We start from the raw sequence: 16,929 nt of genomic DNA, 5'->3' as shown, positions 1-16,929 counted from the left end.
ACCATCAAAGCTGACCCAGCACCGGCGTGCTGACGCGCACGTCGGCGTTCTGCCCACGGTGACGCAGCAGGTGGTCCATCAGCACGATGGCCATCATTGCTTCGGCAATCGGCGTGGCGCGGATGCCGACGCACGGGTCATGGCGGCCCTTGGTGATCACGTCCACCGGGTTGCCATGAATGTCGATCGAACGACCCGGGGTGGTGATGCTCGACGTTGGCTTCAACGCCAGGTGCGCAACAATCGGCTGACCGGACGAGATCCCGCCAAGAATGCCACCAGCGTTGTTGCTGAGGAAACCTTCCGGGGTCAGTTCATCACGATGCTCGGTGCCGCGCTGAGCGACGCAGGCGAAACCGGCGCCGATTTCCACGCCTTTCACCGCGTTGATGCTCATCAGCGCGTGCGCCAGTTCAGCGTCGAGGCGATCGAAAATCGGCTCGCCCAGACCCGGCATCACGCCCTCCGCAACCACGGTGATCTTCGCCCCGACCGAGTCCTGATCGCGGCGCAACTGGTCCATGTAGGCTTCCAGCTCCGGCACTTTGTCCGGGTCCGGGCTAAAGAAGGCGTTCTGTTCCACCGAATCCCAGGTCTTGAACGGAATTTCGATCGGGCCGAGCTGGCTCATGTAGCCACGAATGACAATGCCTTGGGTGGCGAGGAATTTCTTCGCAATCGCCCCGGCCGCCACGCGCATGGCCGTTTCGCGCGCCGAACTGCGTCCGCCGCCGCGATAATCGCGCTCACCGTATTTGTGGTGGTAGGTGTAGTCGGCGTGCGCCGGACGGAACAGATCCTTGATCGCCGAATAGTCCTTGGACTTCTGGTCGGTGTTGCGGATCAACAGGCCGATCGAGCAACCGGTGGTGCGCCCTTCGAACACGCCGGAGAGGATTTCGACTTCGTCGGCTTCCTGACGCTGGGTGGTGTGGCGGCTGGTGCCCGGCTTGCGCCGATCGAGGTCGCGCTGCAGGTCTTCAAGAGAGATCTCCAGGCCCGGCGGGCAGCCGTCGACAATGGCGACCAACGCCGGACCATGGCTCTCGCCAGCGGTGGTGACAGTGAACAACTTGCCGTAGGTATTGCCGGACATGCAGGACGCTCCGTGAAATCAAACCCGAATTCGTGATGCGCGCCAGTATACGCAGGCTAACCGAGTAGTTCATCCTCGAACCTTAGTGGTGTTGGTGAGTCCAACCGGCACCTTGGCGAATGATGGCGTGATGATGCTGCGAGTTCTGATCTTGAGTCTTACCCTGTTGACCGGTTTTGCCCATGCGACTGTCCTGCAGCGCCCGATCTCTCTGGACACCGGCAACGGTGAGCTTTTCGGCTCGCTGTTGCTGCCAAAATCCGACACCCCGGTACCGGTTGTCCTGATCCTTGCCGGTTCCGGTCCTACGGATCGTGACGGCAACAACCCCGATGGCGGGCGCAATGACAGCCTGAAACGGCTGGCCTGGGTGCTGGCCAAACACAACATTGCCAGCGTGCGCTACGACAAGCGCGGTGTCGCTGCGAGCTTCGCGGCCACGCCCGACGAGCGCAATCTGTCGGTGGAGGCCTACGTCAACGATGCTGTGGCCTGGAGCCAGAAGCTGAAAAGTGATCCGCGCTTCGGCCCGCTGATCCTGCTCGGTCACAGCGAAGGCGCCCTCATCGCCACCCTCGCCGCACCGCGCACGGAGGCTGCTGCGCTGATTTCCCTGTCCGGCAGCGCAAGGCCAGTGGATCAAGTGATTCGCGAACAACTGGCGCGCAGCCTGCCACCACCGTTGATGCTGCGCAGCAATCAGCTGCTCGACAGCCTCAAGGCCGGCCATACCGACGCCAACGTGCCGGCGCCACTGCAACCGATTTTTCGCCCGAGCGTGCAGCCGTACCTGATTTCGCTGTTCCGTCAGGATCCGGCCAAGGCGTTTGCACAGTTGAAGATGCCGGCGCTGATCGTTCAGGGCAGCAACGACATGCAGGTCGGCGTCGGCGATGCACAGGCGCTCAAAGCGGCCAATCCCAATGCCGAACTGGTGGTGATCGACGGCATGAACCACGTCATGCGCATCGTCGCCGCCGATGTGAAGCGGCAATTGGCCTCCTACAAGGACCCGAATTTGCCACTGGCGGCGGAGTTGGGCGGCAAACTCATCGAATTTATTGACGGACTTCGCAGCCGTTAAACGGTGTTTACCCTCCAGTCCTGAAAAAAACGGCCGATAAGCCTTTGTCGCCAGCGTACCGGCTGGCGACAAGCAGGGCTTGGACAGGATCTCGCCGTTATGACTGATACCCAGACTTCACCCGACACCACCGCTGAAAAAGACGCACCGCCAGCGGTCGAGCTGCCATGGGCGGACGTCAGCGTCGAGCACCACAAGATGCTCCGCCTGGCTCCGCTGCAGACTGACCGTCACACCGGTGGCCGGCCGTTGCGTTTTGTCGAATTCGGCTATGCCGAGCGCAACAGCAAAGAGCACAGCCTGATGCGCATGGCAATCAAACTGCCCGGCCAGCGCGTGCGCAAAGAACAGAACCATCTCGATGTGTGGGTCAATCACACCAGCAAGCGTGTGCATTTCGGCCCCGACAGCGGCTTGCAGATCGAACCGCTGAACCGTGGCATCGGTCGCTTCCTGGCCGCGCAAGGCATCAATTGGGCGAAAAAACGCTGGCCCGCCTACACCGTCGACGGCATGGACCTGAACAACAAGGACGCGCTGAACGAAGACACCCGCCTGCGTCGCGATCACTTCTTGCGCGTGCATGGGTTTGACGTGGTCTACGCCGACGCCCAGCATTTGAAGGGCAGCGTCAAAGAGGTGCAGGTCGGTGACTTGCTGGGCGACTGGAACAGCGAGAAGCTGCAGATCGTCGAAATTCTCGAAGCGGCGCAGATGCTGCAGCAGGCCGAGCAGAACCTGGCCGAGCAGGAAGTAAAGCTGAAGAAGCAGGAAGAGAAGGTCAGCAAGTTCAAGCGTGAAGACGCTGGCTTGCGCTTCACCATTACCTGTCTGGTGGCGTTTGCGGTGTTTCAGGCGGGGTTGTTGATCTGGATTGCCACACACCGCTGAAATCAGCGATGACCTGTGGCGAGGGAGCTTGCTCCCGCTCGGCTGCGAAGCAGTCGTAAAACATGCACATGCAGTATGTCTGGTGCACCGTCATTGCATATTTTGGGTCTGCTTCGCAGACCAGCGGGAGCAAGCTCCCTCGCCACAGAAGTCAGTCAGGTCAAACGCGGGAGGCGAACAAGGCCTGATGAGCGCGGCACTGCTCTGCGGTCAGCATGAACACGCCATGCCCGCCGCGCTCGAAATCGAGCCAGGCGAAATCGACTTCCGGGTACAACGCTTCGACGTGCACCTGGCTGTTGCCCACTTCCACGATCAGCAAACCCTTCTCGGTCAGGTGATCCGCCGCCTCGGCGAGCATCCGTCGCACCAGGTTCAAGCCGTCATCACCACAGGCCAGGCCCAGCTCCGGTTCGTGCTGGTATTCGTCCGGCATGTCGGCGAAATCTTCTGCGTCAACGTACGGCGGGTTCGACACGATCAGATCGAAACGCTGGCCTGGTAACCCATCGAAACCATCACCCTGCACGGTGTACACGCGCTCATCGACGCCGTGGCGCTCAATGTTCTGATTGGCCACTTCCAGCGCTTCGAACGACAGATCGGCCAGCACCACTTCAGCGTTCTGGAACTCGTAGGCGCAGGCGATGCCGATGCAACCGGAGCCGGTGCACAAATCGAGAATCCGCGCAGGTTCGTCACCGATCCATGGGGCAAAACGGTTTTCGATCAGCTCGCCAATCGGTGAACGCGGGATCAGCACGCGCTCATCGACGATGAACGACATGCCGCAGAACCACGCCTCGCCCAGCAGGTAGGCAGTCGGGATGCGCTCTTCGATGCGACGCTTGAGCAGGCGCTGCAGGTTGACCAGTTCGTCGTCTTCCAGCGCACAGTCGAGGTAGCTGTCGGCGATCTCCCACGGCAGGTGCAAGGCACCGAGCACCAGCTGCCGGGCTTCATCCCAGGCGTTGTCGGTGCCATGGCCGAAAAACAGATCCTCCCCATGGAAGCGGCTGACGGCCCAACGGATGTGGTCGCGCAGGGTACGAAGTCGGGAAGTGATCACGGGGCAGAACTCCAGAAAAAACGACTGGCGATTCTACCAGCCAAATCGCGCGCCGACGACGCAGGAAAATCCGCGGAGCGACAGTAGGACCTTTCTGATTTTTGCATCAGCTATTGAACAGAACGTGTAACTTGACAAGGCTGCAGGCCAATAACGACGGCGCCTACGATGGTAGCGGTTCACAGAAGCGCTCAGCCAGAGGACAATGCCGCAAAAGCCCCACCCCAAGGAGCCCCAGAATGTCCGTTCCAAAAACGATGTTTCAACTCAGCGGCCGCGGTTACGCAGCGGCCACACTGAGCCATGCCACCGTGGTCATCATCGATGCCCAGAAAGAGTACCTCAGTGGCCCGCTGGCCCTGAGCGGCATGGACGCGGCCGTCGCGAACATCAAACAACTGGTCGCTGCGGCCCGTGCAGCCGGTCGGCCGATCGTGCACGTGCGTCACCTCGGCACCGTCGGTGGCCTGTTCGACCCACAGGGCGAACGTGGCGAATTCATCCCCGGCCTTGAGCCACAAGGTGACGAAACCATCATCGGCAAACTGCTGCCGAGCGCGTTCCACGGCACCGAACTGCTCGACCGTTTGCAGAATCTTGGCTCGCTGGACCTGATCGTCTGCGGTTTCATGAGCCACTCCAGCGTCAGCACCACCGTACGCGCGGCGAAGAACCTGGGCTTCCGTTGCACCCTGGTCGAAGACGCCTGCGCCACCCGTGACCTGCCGTTCAAGGGCCGCGTGCTCAGCGCCGCCGTGGTGCAGGAAGCGGAAATGGCGATCATGGCCGACAACTTCGCCACCCTCGCCCTGACTCAGGATCTGATCTGATCTCTACGAATGAGCGGCTCAGCGCGCCGCTCATCCGCAAAAGCCTCGCATTTGCTTCAATTGCCTTAGCCTCAGGAACAACCCGGTCAACTCCCGGTCGAAGGGCCGATACCCATTGAGGAAGGTCGGAATGAAGTTATCCGATGGATTTGACGCACGCCGCTTGCGGCCCAAAGGCCAAAGCAACTGGCGTTTTCGATTCGGCGCAGCGATCGCCGCCATGCTGGCGACGTTCGGTGTGCTGCTGGCGATGGCCGGTGCCGCCAGCCTGCTGGGACGCCCGCCGGCGCTCGGCGACTTGAATGCCACGCCGATGGGTTCGGCGATCATTCTCGCGGTCGGCTTGTTGTTCCTGTACTTCGGCGTGGCCCTGTGGCGTCGATGCCGGCGTCGCGCCCGACAATCGCGGGAACTGAACATGTCCCCGCACCTGATGAAAAAACACGACTGACTGCACGGCCTGGCTTTTTGCCGGGCCGTTTTGTTTCGACTTGGGTAAACTGGCCGCCCTTCGCGGAGGCTGACATGCAAGACGACGATTTTTCCCTGTTCAAAAGTGCGATCCAAGGCGTCAAGCCGATCAAGCACGACCGCGCCGACACCGGCAAACCCAAGGCTGACCGCGCGCAAATTGCCAAGCTGCGCCAGTCCGCCACTGTGCGCACCGACAACACCACCGTGGATGGTCTGTCCGATCAGTTCGTGATCGACGTCGGCCCCGAAGACGAGTTGATGTGGGCCCGCGACGGGGTGCAGGAAAGCCAGATGCGCAAGCTCAAGATCGGCCAGATCCCGTTCGAAGGCAGCCTCGACCTGCACGGCATGAACGTGGAAAAGGCCCGCGAGACGCTTTGGGCGTTTCTCGCCGAGGCGACCAAATTCGAAATCCGCTGCGTGCGCGTCACCCACGGCAAGGCCGTGCGCCTGGACGGCAAGCGGCCGATGATCAAAAGCCACGTCAACACCTGGCTGCGCCAGCACCCGCAAGTGCTCGGTTTCTGCTCGTGTCAGGCAAAACACGGCGGTGCCGGTGCGGTGTATGTGATGCTCAAACGCACCATGATGGAAGGCCGCGACGAATAATCGCGTTACACCGAACTTGCAGGGTTGTGTCCGCCACCGTACCCTTGCCCTTTGCGAAAATCCCCACAGGTAGTTTCATGTCCCTGGAACAGAATTACACCGCGATTCTCGGCCAACTGGGCGAGGACGTCTCCCGCGAGGGCCTGCTCGACACGCCAAAGCGTGCCGCCAAAGCCATGCAGTACCTCTGCCGCGGTTATGAACAGACGCTCGAAGAGGTCACCAACGGTGCCCTGTTCAGCTCCGACAACAGCGAAATGGTGCTGGTCAAGGACATCGAGCTGTACTCGTTGTGCGAACATCACCTGCTGCCGTTCATCGGCAAGGCGCACGTCGCCTACATCCCGAGCGGCAAGGTGCTGGGCCTGTCGAAGGTCGCGCGGATCGTCGACATGTACGCCCGCCGCCTGCAGATCCAGGAAAACCTCAGCCGCCAGATCGCCGATGCAGTGATGCAAGTCACCGGTGCGCTGGGCGTGGCCGTAGTGATCGAGGCCAAGCACATGTGCATGATGATGCGCGGTGTCGAGAAACAGAATTCGTCGATGATCACTTCGGTGATGCTCGGTGAGTTCCGCGAAAACGCGGCGACTCGCAGCGAGTTCCTCAGCCTGATCAAGTAATCGGCTGCAGAAAAAACCGGCGTTGATCGCCGGTTTTTTTTCGTCCGTGAAAAATCGGGTAAGCTGCGCGCCCTTCTCTCTTTGCACCGTGAGGCTTTCAACGTGTTCGTAAAAGCGCTTCGTGTCGGCCTTGGCCAACTGATCATCTTCATCGACTTCATCACCCGCCCGGGCAAGAAACAGCGCCCCGCCGAGGTACAGGCGCAAGTCAACGCCGCCGCCAAAGGCCTGACCCTGTATCAGTTCCACGCCTGCCCGTTCTGCGTGAAAACCCGCCGCACCCTGCGTCGCCTGAATGTGCCGGTCGCACTGAAGGACGCGAAGAACAACGCACAGGATCGCCAGACCCTGCTGGACGAGGGCGGCAAGATCAAGGTGCCGTGCCTGCGCATTGAAGAGAATGGGCAGACGACGTGGATGTATGAGTCCAAGGTGATTATTGATTATCTGGATAAGCGGTTTGCGGCGGTCTGATGATTATGTGGTGGATTGATTGACGCCTTCGCGAGCAGGCTCGCTCCCACCCTTTGGAATGCACTTCCACTGTGGGAGCGAGCCTGCTCGCGAAGAGGCCTACTCAGCCACCACAAATTCCAGTCAAAAATAAACCGGCCCTCGAGCCGGTTTATTTTTTTCAGGCTGCTTTGTCTAGTTGCGCCTGCCTCACCACCGCCGCCAACCGCTTCAACCCTTCATCCAGTCGCGCCGGGTCGATGTGGCTGAAGTTCAAACGCAGGTGCCCAAGGTTTTTATCCGGCTCGGGAAAGAACGGCTCGCCCGGCATGAACGCCACGTCATTGGCCAGCGCCTCGTTGAGCAGCGTTCGCGTATCCAGCGGTTGCTTGAGCGTCAGCCAGAAAAACAGCCCGCCCTGCGGCATGTTCCAGTCCGCCAGATCAGAGAAATGCGTTTCCAGCGTCGCTTGAAACGCATCGCGGCGCTGCCGGTAGAAGCCACGCAACTCAACCAAGTGCTGCTGATATTTTTCACTGCCAATCCATTGCAGCGCCTGCCACTGGCCGATGCGGTTGGTGTGCAGATCCGCCGATTGCTTGAGCTTGAGCAGGTGCGGAAACAGGTCCGGGCTGGCGATCAGGTAGCCGACGCGCAAACCCGGGAGCAAGGTTTTCGACACGGTGCCGGTGTAGATCCAGCTGGCTTTCTTCAAACGCCCGGCAATCGGTTTGGCGCTGCCGCCATCGAAAGTCAGTTCACGATACGGCTCGTCTTCGATCAGGGTCACGCCGAATTCATCCAGCAATGCGGCGACCGCAGCGCGCTTGGCTTCGCTGTAGCGCACGGCGGATGGATTCTGAAATGTCGGGATCAGATAGATGAATGCCGGGCGGTGTTGCTCAAGACGACTGCGCAGTTGAGCCAGGTTCGGGCCGTCGGACTCTTGCGGCACGGTCAGGCAATCGGCGCCGAACAGCTGGAAGATCTGCAACGCGGCCAGGTAGGTCGGGGCTTCCAGAAGAATTTCGGTGCCTTTGTCGATGTACAACTTGGCGACCAGATCGAGAGTCTGCTGGGAGCCGCTGACCACCAGCACCTGACTCGCCGTGCACGCCAGACCCAACGCTTGCGCCTGCGCCGCCAGCGCTTCACGCAGCGCCGGCTCGCCTTCGCTCATGCCGTATTGGCCGAGGGACAGCGGCATGTCGGCCCATTCGACTTTCGGCAGCATGGCTTCGGCAGGCAAGCCACCGGCAAACGACATCACCTCCGGGCGCTGGGCGGCGGCGAGGATTTCACGGATCAGAGAACTTTTAAGGCGCGAAACACGTTCGGAAAAAGCCATGGGAGTCACCGGTAGCGAGGGCTGGAGAAAATGAGTCAAACTGGTTGACTGAAACTACGACAGCTTGAGCGAGTACGTCAACATGCTTGACCTTAAAAACCCCGCCAGCCAGCAGCAGGCGATGGAAGCGTTTTTCTTCGGCTATCAGGCGTTCACCGCCAAGGCCGACGAAATGCTCGAACGTCGCGGCCTGTCCCGGGTGCATCAGCGGATTGTGTTTTTCATCGCGCGTTATCCGAATTTGAGCGTGAAGGAGTTGCTGGGATTGCTCGGCGTGAGCAAGCAGGCGCTGAACATGCCGTTGCGCCAGCTGCAGGAAATGCACTTGGTGGACAGCGTGGCGTCGGAGGCGGACAAGCGTAAGCGCCTGCTAGAGCTGACCGTAGAGGGTGCGAAGTTCGAGCAGGCGTTGCGCCGTGAGCAGGTGAAGTTGCTCGAACGGGTGTTTGCCGAGGCTGGGGAAGCGGCGGTGAATGGGTGGTTGGCGGTGAACATGGCGCTTGGGAGCACTCAGTCACATCTTGATTGACTGATCCGGCCTGATCGCTGGCAAGCCAGCTCCCACAATGATCGGCAGCGTACACAAAACCTGTGGGAGCCGGCTTGCCAGCGATGGGGCCTCTGAGGGCGATATATCCCTATCGCCTGACCTTTCGTAAACAAAACCAAAAACAATATTTGCTTTATTTGTACACAAAAGCATAATCCACTGCGTGCGAGTTCCTGACCGCATGGTCAACAAATTCGCGTATGCCTCAAAGGGCTGCTGCCACCCCTCATGGGTCCAGCCCTGGAAATAACAATAAAACTCTTGAGGAGTACTCGCTGTGGAAAGCCGCAAATCCGAAGCATCGACGCTGGAACTCTCGCCGCCCTTACGCACAGGCGTGCTGGAGCGCATCTTCAAACTCAGCTTGCATGGCACCACGGTGAAGACCGAGCTGATTGCCGGTCTGACAACCTTCATCACCATGGCTTACATCATCTTCGTCAACCCGAACATCATGGCCGATGCCGGGATCGATCACGGTGCAGCCTTCGTCGCCACCTGCATCGCCGCCGCACTCGGCTGCCTGCTGATGGGCCTGTACGCCAACTGGCCGGTGGGCCTGGCACCAGGCATGGGCCTCAACGCCTTCTTCACTTACACCGTGGTCGGCACCATGGGCTACAACTGGGAAACCGCGCTGGGTGCAGTGTTCGTTTCCGGCGTGCTGTTCATGATCCTGACCTTCTCGCGGATTCGCGAATGGCTGCTCAACAGCATCCCGGTCAGCCTGCGCTTTGCGATGGGCGCCGGTGTCGGTCTGTTCCTCGGGCTGATCGGTCTGAAAACCGCCGGTATCGTCGTCGACAGCCCGGCCACCCTGATCAAACTCGGCTCCCTGCGTGAACCCGGCCCGCTGCTGGCGGCGATCTGCTTCCTGATGATTGCGATCCTCAGCTACCACAAAGTATTCGGCGCGATCCTCATCAGCATTATCACCGTGACCCTCGCCGGTTGGGGCCTGGGCATCGTGCACTACGAAGGAATCATGTCAACCCCGCCAAGCCTGGCGCCGACCTTCATGGCAATGAACGTCGCGGGCGTGTTCAACGTCAGCATGATCAGCGTGGTCCTGGCTTTCCTCTTCGTACACATGTTCGACACCGCCGGCACGCTGATGGGCGTCGCCCAACGCGCCAATCTGGTCAACGCTGACGGGCGTATCGAAAACCTCTCCCGCGCGATGAAAGCCGACAGTGCCTCCAGTGTTTTCGGCGCGGTGGTCGGTGTTCCTCCTGTTACCAGCTATGTGGAAAGTGCCGCTGGCGTAGCCGCTGGTGGTCGGACTGGTCTTACCGCAGTCACCGTGGGTGTGCTATTTATAGCCGCGATGTTTTTCGCACCACTGGCTGGGATGATTCCGGCTTACGCCACCGCCGGTGCACTGATTTACGTCGCGATGCTGATGATGGGCGGCATGGCGCACATTGAGTGGGACGAAGCCACCGATGCGATTCCGGCGATCGTCACCGCAATCATGATGCCGCTGACCTTCTCGGTCGCCGACGGCATTGCGCTGGGCTTCATCACCTACGTGGCGTTGAAGGCCGGTACCGGCAAGTACAAGGAAATTTCCGTCAGCCTGTGGGTGCTCTGCGCGATCTTCATCGCCAAGTTCATCTTCTTGTAAGCGTCACGCGGTTCAAGCGTCAAACCAGCCTCACCCTCACGGGTGGGGCTTTTGCACATTCTTGAGTACAACAAAAAAAGGAGCAAAGTGATGAGTCTGGAAACCTGGCTGCTGTTCAGCGGCGCTGCATTGGTGGTGATCCTGATTCCGGGGCCGCTGTCTTTGCTGATGATCAGCAACAGTCTGAACTACGGCTTGCGCCGCTCTTACCCGGCGTTTCTCGGCGGCGTGATCGCCTCGATCTGCCTGCTCAGCGCGTCGGCGCTGGGGCTTGGCGCTCTGCTGCTGGCGTCAGAACAGTTGTTCAGCGCCCTGAAAATCGTCGGCGCGCTGTACCTGTTCTACCTCGCCTGGCAGAGCTGGCAGCAATCGCGTCAGCCAGCGGTGGGCGCCGAAGTGCCGCAGGCCGCACCGCTGCCACGTTTCCGCACCCTGTTCGGCCGCGCGTTTGTGCTGGGCGCGAGCAATCCGAAGGACATTCTGTTTTTCGCTGCGTTTCTGCCGCAGTTCCTCAGCGCGCAACAACCGTTCTTGCCGCAGTTACTGATCATGATCGCGACCTGGGTGGTGCTCGACCTGTGCTGCAAACTGGCTTACGGGCTGGGTGCGCATGGTGCGGCGCGCTATTTGCGTAGCGGCAAGGGGCAGAGCTGGTTCAACCGGGTGAGTGCCGGGTTGTTCAGTGGTGCGGGCGCTGCGTCGCTGTTGAGCCGTTAAAGAGCAAAAGATCGCAGCCTGCGGCAGCTCCTACAGTTTGGAATGCAATCCTCTGTAGGAGCTGCCGCAGGCTGCGATCTTTTGACTTTAAGGCAGACAAAAAAAAGCCCGCAGTGTGAGCGGGCGAAAGACCAAAGAAGCTATATGCGCAGTCGCTTCCCGGTGGGGGCAGCTGCTTGGGGGTCAGCTGCCCCGGTAGGTGGAATAGCTGTAAGGCGAGATCAGCAGTGGCACGTGGTAGTGATCCTGCTCGGCGGAGATGCCGAAACGCAGCACCACCACGTCGAGGAACGCCGGTTCCGGCAGTTGCACGCCACGGGCGCGGTAGTAATCGCCGGCGTGGAACTGCACCTGATAGACCCCGGTGCGGTAGTCATCGCCTTGCAGCAGCGGCGCATCGACCCGGCCATCGCTGTTGGTAATGGCACTGGCGACCAATTCCAGATGCGAACCTTCAACGCGGTACAGCTCGACCTTGATCGAGCTGCCCGGGCAACCGTGTGCAGCGTCCAAAACGTGTGTTGTCAAACGTCCCATTGATTCTGCGCGCCTGGCCGCAAAGAGCAGTCAGACTTCGCGCCTCCCGAAGTCAGGTAAAAGGAGACCGCACCGATTCGGAGCACGAAAAGCTGCGGCGAGCGACTGATTAAGACACTTTTCAAAAAAATTGTACACAATAAAAACGACATTTTTCGCACCACCCCCGCCATTCGGGTGTTTCACCTTGATCTGCCCCTCAAGCGCCAGAGTATTGAACCTCACAGCCATTAGCTGACTGATCAGGCAGGTTTCTTGCAGGCTCACGCCATTAGCAGCAAAAGATGACAGTCGGTGAAAAATGCAAAAAATCAGGCTTACAAATTGCGAATAAAGTTGTATACAATCAGCCCATCGCTGTGACGCCAGCCTGCGCAGGCCGTTACACAAACCTGTCAACGAATAAGAAGGAAGACTGCAGTGAGCGCTGACTACCCACGCGACCTGATCGGTTACGGCAGTAACCCTCCTCACCCACACTGGCCGGGCAACGCGCGCATCGCCCTGTCCTTCGTGCTCAATTACGAAGAAGGCGGCGAGCGCAACATTCTGCACGGCGACAAAGAATCCGAAGCCTTCCTCTCGGAAATGGTTGCCGCCCAGCCGCTGCAAGGCGCGCGCAACATGAGCATGGAATCGCTTTACGAGTATGGCAGCCGCGCCGGCGTCTGGCGGATCCTGAAACTGTTCAAGGAATTCGACATTCCGCTGACCATTTTCGCCGTGGCCATGGCCGCCCAGCGCCACCCGGATGTGATCCGCGCGATGGTCGAAGCCGGCCACGAGATCTGCAGCCACGGCTACCGCTGGATCGACTACCAGTACATGGATGAGGCGCAGGAGCGCGAGCACATGCTCGAAGCGATCCGCATCCTCACCGAACTCACCGGCGAACGCCCACTGGGCTGGTACACCGGCCGCACCGGCCCGAACACCCGGCGCCTGGTGATGGAAGAAGGCGGTTTCCTTTACGACTGCGACACCTACGACGACGACCTGCCCTACTGGGAACCGAACAACCCGACCGGCAAGCCGCACCTGGTGATCCCGTACACCCTCGACACCAACGACATGCGCTTCACCCAGGTGCAGGGTTTCAACAAGGGCGACGATTTCTTCGAATACCTCAAAGACGCGTTCGACGTGCTCTACGCCGAGGGCGCCGAAGCGCCGAAGATGCTTTCGATCGGTCTGCACTGCCGCCTGATCGGCCGTCCGGCGCGTCTGGCGTCGCTCAAGCGCTTCATCGAATATGCCAAAAGTCATGAACAGGTGTGGTTCAGCCGTCGCGTCGATATTGCGCGCCACTGGCACGAAACCCATCCGTATCAAGGGGCCACAAAATGAGCCGCTTTCAAACCCTGCAACCGTCGACCCTGAGCCGCGACGCTTTCGTCAACGCTTTCGCCGACATCTACGAACATTCGCCATGGGTGGCCGAGAAGGCCTACGACCTGGGCGCGGACGCTTCGATCGACGAGATCGAAACCCTGCACCAGCGCATGAGCGACATCCTGTTGAGCGCCGATCACGCCAGCCAGCTTGCGCTGATCAACGCTCACCCGGACCTGGCCGGCAAAGCCGCCGTCCAGGGCCAACTGACCGAAGCCAGCACCAATGAACAGGCTGGCGCCGGTATTCACCAATGCACGGCCGAAGAGTTCCAGCGCTTCACCGAGCTGAACGACGCCTACAAGGCCAAGTTCAAGTTTCCCTTCATCATGGCGGTAAAAGGCAGCAACCGGCATCAGATCCTCGCGGCGTTCGAAACGCGCATTCACAACTCGGTCGACACCGAATTCAAATGCGCGCTGGCGGAGATCAACAAGATCGCCCTGTTCCGTTTACTGACTCTCTAGCGAAGCCTGGCCCGAGTGCGTCAAACGCGGAGAGCACCCAGGGCCTTGCAAGCATCCCCAGCCAACTTATTAAAGGCAGACAAGAAGAATGAAAGCTTACGCCGTACCTTTCGAGAAGTTCGTCAACCTGGCCGATGCCCGTCTGGGCACCAAAATCATCTCGGTCACCGATGACTGGTTCGCAGACGCCAATCGTCTGTTTCAGCCGACCCCGGCCGTGTGGAAGGAGGGTGTGTTCGACGACAACGGCAAGTGGATGGATGGCTGGGAATCGCGCCGCAAGCGCTTCGAAGGCTACGACAGCGCGGTAATCCGCCTGGGCGTACCAGGTTCGATCAAAGGCGTGGACATCGACACTTCATTCTTCACCGGCAACTTCCCGCCATCGGCCTCGCTGGAAGCGTGCTTCCTGGCCTCCGGCGAGCCGGACGAAAACACCCAGTGGACTGAAGTGCTGTCGGCCGTCGAGCTGCAGGGCAACAGCCACCACTACCATGAAATCAGCAACGAAAAAGCGTTCAGCCACCTGCGCTTCAACATCTACCCGGACGGCGGTGTCGCCCGTCTGCGCGTGTACGGCATTCCGTTCCGCGACTGGTCCGCAGTTGGCGACAACGAGCAAGTCGACCTGGCAGCAGCCCTCAACGGTGGCCGCGCCCTCGCCTGCTCCGACGAACACTTCGGCCGCATGAGCAACATCCTCAACCCGGGCCGTGGCATCAACATGGGCGACGGCTGGGAAACCGCACGTCGTCGCACCCCGGGCAATGACTGGGTGATCGTCGCGCTGGGCCACCCGGGCGAGATCGAAAAAATCATCGTCGACACCCTGCACTTCAAGGGCAACTACCCGGACACCTGCTCGATCCAGGGCGCGTTCGTCAAGGGCGGCACCGACAGCCAGATCGAAACCCAGTCGCTGTTCTGGCGCGAACTGCTGCCGAGCCAGAAACTGGAAATGCACGCCGAACACACCTTCGTCGAGCAGATCAAGGCACTGGGCCCGATCACCCACATCCGCCTCAATGTGTTCCCGGATGGTGGTGTGAGCCGCCTGCGCGTTTTGGGCAAGGTCGCGAAGTAATGCTGAGCCTGTAGGAGCTGCCGCAGGCTGCGATCTCTTGATCTTGATCTTAAAAAACAAAGTCAAAAGATCGCAGGCTTCGCCAGCTCCTACAGGGATCGCGCAAGACGCACTGACAAGTTGAACAACACAGAATTCGGATAAGAACAGCATGCGCACACTACAGATTGAACCGCTGACCAAAGAAGCCTTCGCCCCCTTCGGTGACGTGATCGAAACCGACGGCAGCGACCACTTCATGATCAATAACGGTTCGACCATGCGCTTCCACAAACTGGCGACGGTCGAAACCGCTACGCCTGAGGACAACGCGATCATCAGCATCTTCCGCGCCGACGCGCAGGACATGCCGTTGACCGTGAGCATGCTGGAACGCCATCCGCTGGGCAGCCAGGCTTTCATTCCGCTGCTCGGCAACCCCTTTCTGATCGTGGTCGCGCCACTTGGCGATGTACCTGTATCAGGCTTGGTCCGCGCCTTCGTCACCAACGGCAGGCAGGGCATCAATTACCATCGCGGCGTCTGGCACCACCCGGTGCTGACGATCGAAAAGCGGGATGACTTCCTGGTGGTTGATCGCAGTGGCACAGGCAATAACTGCGATGAGCATTTTTTCAAAGAGGATGAGCGGTTGATCCTCGCCCCCCACCAATAAGAGAAGGTCTGATCACTCGACAACAAGAGTGACAGGCGAGAGGTAAAGACTGTGGAAGCACATCTGTTGGAATGGCTGAACCTGAGCGTGCGCTGGGTTCACATGATCACTGGCGTGGCCTGGATCGGCGCGTCGTTCTACTTCGTCTGGCTGGAGAACAACCTCAACCGCGTCAACCCGAAAACCGGTCTGGCCGGCGATCTGTGGGCGATCCACGGCGGCGGTATCTATCACCTGGAAAAATACAAACTGGCCCCACCGTCGATGCCGGAGAACCTGCACTGGTTCAAATGGGAAGCCTACTTCACCTGGATGTCGGGGATCGCGCTGCTGTGCGTGGTGTTCTACTCCAACCCCGTGCTCTACCTCGTGGCACCCGGCAGCGGCCTGACCGGCCCTGAAGGCGTGGCCATCGGCATCGGTTCGCTGATCGCCGGCTGGTTCATCTACGACTTTCTTTGCGATTCGGCCCTTGGCAAGAAACCGGCCCTGCTCGGCTTCATCCTGTTCGTGCTGATCATCGGCGCGGCGTATGGCTTCAGCAAAGTGTTCAGCGGTCGTGGTGCGTACCTGCACGTCGGCGCGATCATCGGCACCATCATGGTCGGCAACGTGTTCCGCATCATCATGCCGGCGCAGCGTGCACTGGTGGCGGCGATTGCCGAGAACCGCACGCCGGACCCGGCGCTGCCCGCCAAAGGCCTGCTGCGTTCGCGTCACAACAACTACTTCACCCTGCCGGTGCTGTTCATCATGATCAGCAACCACTTCCCGAGCACTTATGGCAGCCAGTACAACTGGTTGATCCTGGCCGGGATCGCGGTGCTGGCGGTGTTGGTACGTCACTACTTCAACACCCGTCACGACAGCCACAAGTTTGCCTGGACCCTGCCCGTGGCAGCGGTGGGCATGATCACCCTGGCGTACGTCACCGGCCCGGCGCCGATGCCGACCGCACCGGACGTGGCCAAGGCACCCGCGAAAATCGAGTACCAACCGCTGCCGGAAACGGCACTGGGCGGTGGCGCGAAACCGGCTGAAGCGGCGGCACCTGCGGCGCCAGCAGCAGCCCCGGCTGCGGCACCGGCGCAAGCGTCCAACGCCGGTCCTGCGTTCGACAAGGTGCACAACGTGATCCAGGAACGCTGCGCGGTTTGCCACTCGGCCAAACCGACCAGCCCGTTGTTCAGCGCGGCACCGGCCGGTGTGATGTTCGACACCCCCGAGCAGATCCGTCAGAACGCGGCGCGGATCCAGGCGCAAGCCATCACCACGCAGATCATGCCACTGGGCAACATCACGCAGATGACCCAGCAGGAACGTGACCTGATCGGTGCATGGATCGCCCAGGGAGCCCAGACCAACTAAGCAACACAAATTGTGGCGAGGGAGCTTGCTCCCGCTGGGTCGCGAAGCGGCCCCT

General features: G+C 60.3%; 19 protein-coding genes. 15 read left to right on the top strand and 4 right to left on the bottom strand.

What is annotated here, in order from left to right; genetic code table 11:
• Positions 1-4 precede the first annotated feature (4 nt).
• The gene (gene aroC, locus HXW87_RS12740; RefSeq protein WP_041068866.1) at positions 5-1,096 is read right to left on the bottom strand and encodes a chorismate synthase; all 1,092 of its coding nucleotides are present in this window, start codon (positions 1,094-1,096) and stop codon (positions 5-7) included.
• Positions 1,097-1,226: 130 nt separating this feature from the next.
• Between aroC and HXW87_RS12735 the strand changes: the two genes are divergently transcribed.
• Both HXW87_RS12735 and HXW87_RS12730 read left to right on the top strand, forming a co-directional pair.
• Complete coding sequence (locus HXW87_RS12735; protein ID WP_047293054.1) at positions 1,227-2,180, top strand: alpha/beta fold hydrolase; 954 nt, start codon at positions 1,227-1,229, stop codon at positions 2,178-2,180.
• Between the two features lie 99 nt (positions 2,181-2,279).
• A complete protein-coding gene (locus HXW87_RS12730; protein WP_047292952.1) occupies positions 2,280-3,071 on the top strand; it encodes a hypothetical protein in 792 nt (263 codons plus the stop codon).
• 160 nt (positions 3,072-3,231) lie between these two features.
• Here HXW87_RS12730 and prmB read toward each other — a convergent pair whose 3' ends face one another.
• A complete protein-coding gene (prmB, locus tag HXW87_RS12725; protein WP_047292951.1) occupies positions 3,232-4,140 on the bottom strand; it encodes a 50S ribosomal protein L3 N(5)-glutamine methyltransferase in 909 nt (302 codons plus the stop codon).
• Between the two features lie 239 nt (positions 4,141-4,379).
• Between prmB and HXW87_RS12720 the strand changes: the two genes are divergently transcribed.
• The 5 genes from HXW87_RS12720 to HXW87_RS12700 all read left to right on the top strand — a co-directional run bounded on the left by HXW87_RS12720 (position 4,380) and on the right by HXW87_RS12700 (position 7,150).
• The gene (locus HXW87_RS12720; protein ID WP_003223193.1) at positions 4,380-4,970 is read left to right on the top strand and encodes a cysteine hydrolase family protein; all 591 of its coding nucleotides are present in this window, start codon (positions 4,380-4,382) and stop codon (positions 4,968-4,970) included.
• A gap of 130 nt (positions 4,971-5,100) precedes the next feature.
• The gene (locus HXW87_RS12715) at positions 5,101-5,421 is read left to right on the top strand and encodes a hypothetical protein (protein WP_041068857.1); all 321 of its coding nucleotides are present in this window, start codon (positions 5,101-5,103) and stop codon (positions 5,419-5,421) included.
• A gap of 74 nt (positions 5,422-5,495) precedes the next feature.
• Positions 5,496-6,053, top strand: coding sequence for a Smr/MutS family protein (locus tag HXW87_RS12710; protein WP_095667111.1), 558 nt, complete (start codon positions 5,496-5,498; stop codon positions 6,051-6,053).
• 77 nt (positions 6,054-6,130) lie between these two features.
• The gene (folE, locus tag HXW87_RS12705; RefSeq protein WP_003442011.1) at positions 6,131-6,676 is read left to right on the top strand and encodes a GTP cyclohydrolase I FolE; all 546 of its coding nucleotides are present in this window, start codon (positions 6,131-6,133) and stop codon (positions 6,674-6,676) included.
• A gap of 102 nt (positions 6,677-6,778) precedes the next feature.
• A complete protein-coding gene (locus HXW87_RS12700; RefSeq protein ID WP_239779003.1) occupies positions 6,779-7,150 on the top strand; it encodes a glutathione S-transferase N-terminal domain-containing protein in 372 nt (123 codons plus the stop codon).
• 160 nt (positions 7,151-7,310) lie between these two features.
• Here the strand turns inward: HXW87_RS12700 and HXW87_RS12695 are convergent, their stop codons facing one another.
• The gene (locus HXW87_RS12695) at positions 7,311-8,477 is read right to left on the bottom strand and encodes a PLP-dependent aminotransferase family protein (protein WP_239779002.1); all 1,167 of its coding nucleotides are present in this window, start codon (positions 8,475-8,477) and stop codon (positions 7,311-7,313) included.
• An 82-nt stretch (positions 8,478-8,559) separates the two neighbouring features.
• Here HXW87_RS12695 and HXW87_RS12690 point away from each other — a divergent pair, with 82 nt between their 5' ends.
• From HXW87_RS12690 to HXW87_RS12680, 3 genes are all read left to right on the top strand, one after another.
• Positions 8,560-9,006, top strand: a complete 447-nt coding sequence (locus HXW87_RS12690; protein ID WP_047293052.1) for a MarR family transcriptional regulator — start codon at positions 8,560-8,562, stop codon at positions 9,004-9,006.
• 298 nt (positions 9,007-9,304) lie between these two features.
• A complete protein-coding gene (locus HXW87_RS12685; RefSeq protein ID WP_027613339.1) occupies positions 9,305-10,654 on the top strand; it encodes an NCS2 family permease in 1,350 nt (449 codons plus the stop codon).
• Between the two features lie 90 nt (positions 10,655-10,744).
• Positions 10,745-11,371 carry a LysE family translocator gene (locus HXW87_RS12680; protein ID WP_095667114.1) on the top strand — a complete coding sequence of 209 codons (627 nt, stop codon included), beginning with the start codon at positions 10,745-10,747 and terminating at the stop codon, positions 11,369-11,371.
• A 183-nt stretch (positions 11,372-11,554) separates the two neighbouring features.
• Here the strand turns inward: HXW87_RS12680 and uraH are convergent, their stop codons facing one another.
• On the bottom strand, positions 11,555-11,908 hold the full coding sequence (gene uraH, locus HXW87_RS12675) for a hydroxyisourate hydrolase (RefSeq protein ID WP_003223171.1): 354 nt from the start codon (positions 11,906-11,908) through the stop codon (positions 11,555-11,557).
• Between the two features lie 420 nt (positions 11,909-12,328).
• Here uraH and puuE point away from each other — a divergent pair, with 420 nt between their 5' ends.
• The 5 genes from puuE to HXW87_RS12650 all read left to right on the top strand — a co-directional run bounded on the left by puuE (position 12,329) and on the right by HXW87_RS12650 (position 16,874).
• A complete protein-coding gene (puuE, locus tag HXW87_RS12670) occupies positions 12,329-13,255 on the top strand; it encodes an allantoinase PuuE (protein WP_047292947.1) in 927 nt (308 codons plus the stop codon).
• Positions 13,252-13,767 carry a 2-oxo-4-hydroxy-4-carboxy-5-ureidoimidazoline decarboxylase gene (gene uraD, locus HXW87_RS12665; protein WP_047292945.1) on the top strand — a complete coding sequence of 172 codons (516 nt, stop codon included), beginning with the start codon at positions 13,252-13,254 and terminating at the stop codon, positions 13,765-13,767. Before puuE ends, uraD begins: the two co-directional genes overlap by 4 nt.
• An 88-nt stretch (positions 13,768-13,855) precedes the next feature.
• Entirely contained in the window at positions 13,856-14,851 is a 996-nt protein-coding gene (gene alc, locus HXW87_RS12660; protein WP_121184460.1) for an allantoicase, read from the top strand.
• Positions 14,852-15,002: 151 nt separating this feature from the next.
• Positions 15,003-15,506, top strand: a complete 504-nt coding sequence (locus tag HXW87_RS12655; RefSeq protein WP_041068829.1) for an ureidoglycolate lyase — start codon at positions 15,003-15,005, stop codon at positions 15,504-15,506.
• A 51-nt stretch (positions 15,507-15,557) separates the two neighbouring features.
• Positions 15,558-16,874: a urate hydroxylase PuuD gene (locus HXW87_RS12650; protein ID WP_041068826.1), complete on the top strand. Its 1,317-nt coding sequence runs from the start codon at positions 15,558-15,560 to the stop codon at positions 16,872-16,874.
• The last annotated feature ends 55 nt before the right edge of the window (positions 16,875-16,929 follow it).

The sequence above is a fragment of the Pseudomonas sp. Y5-11 genome (genome assembly GCF_022368695.1).
Classification (GTDB): Bacteria; Pseudomonadota; Gammaproteobacteria; order Pseudomonadales; family Pseudomonadaceae; genus Aquipseudomonas; species Aquipseudomonas parakoreensis.
This window is presented reverse-complemented; position numbering and strand designations above follow the sequence as displayed.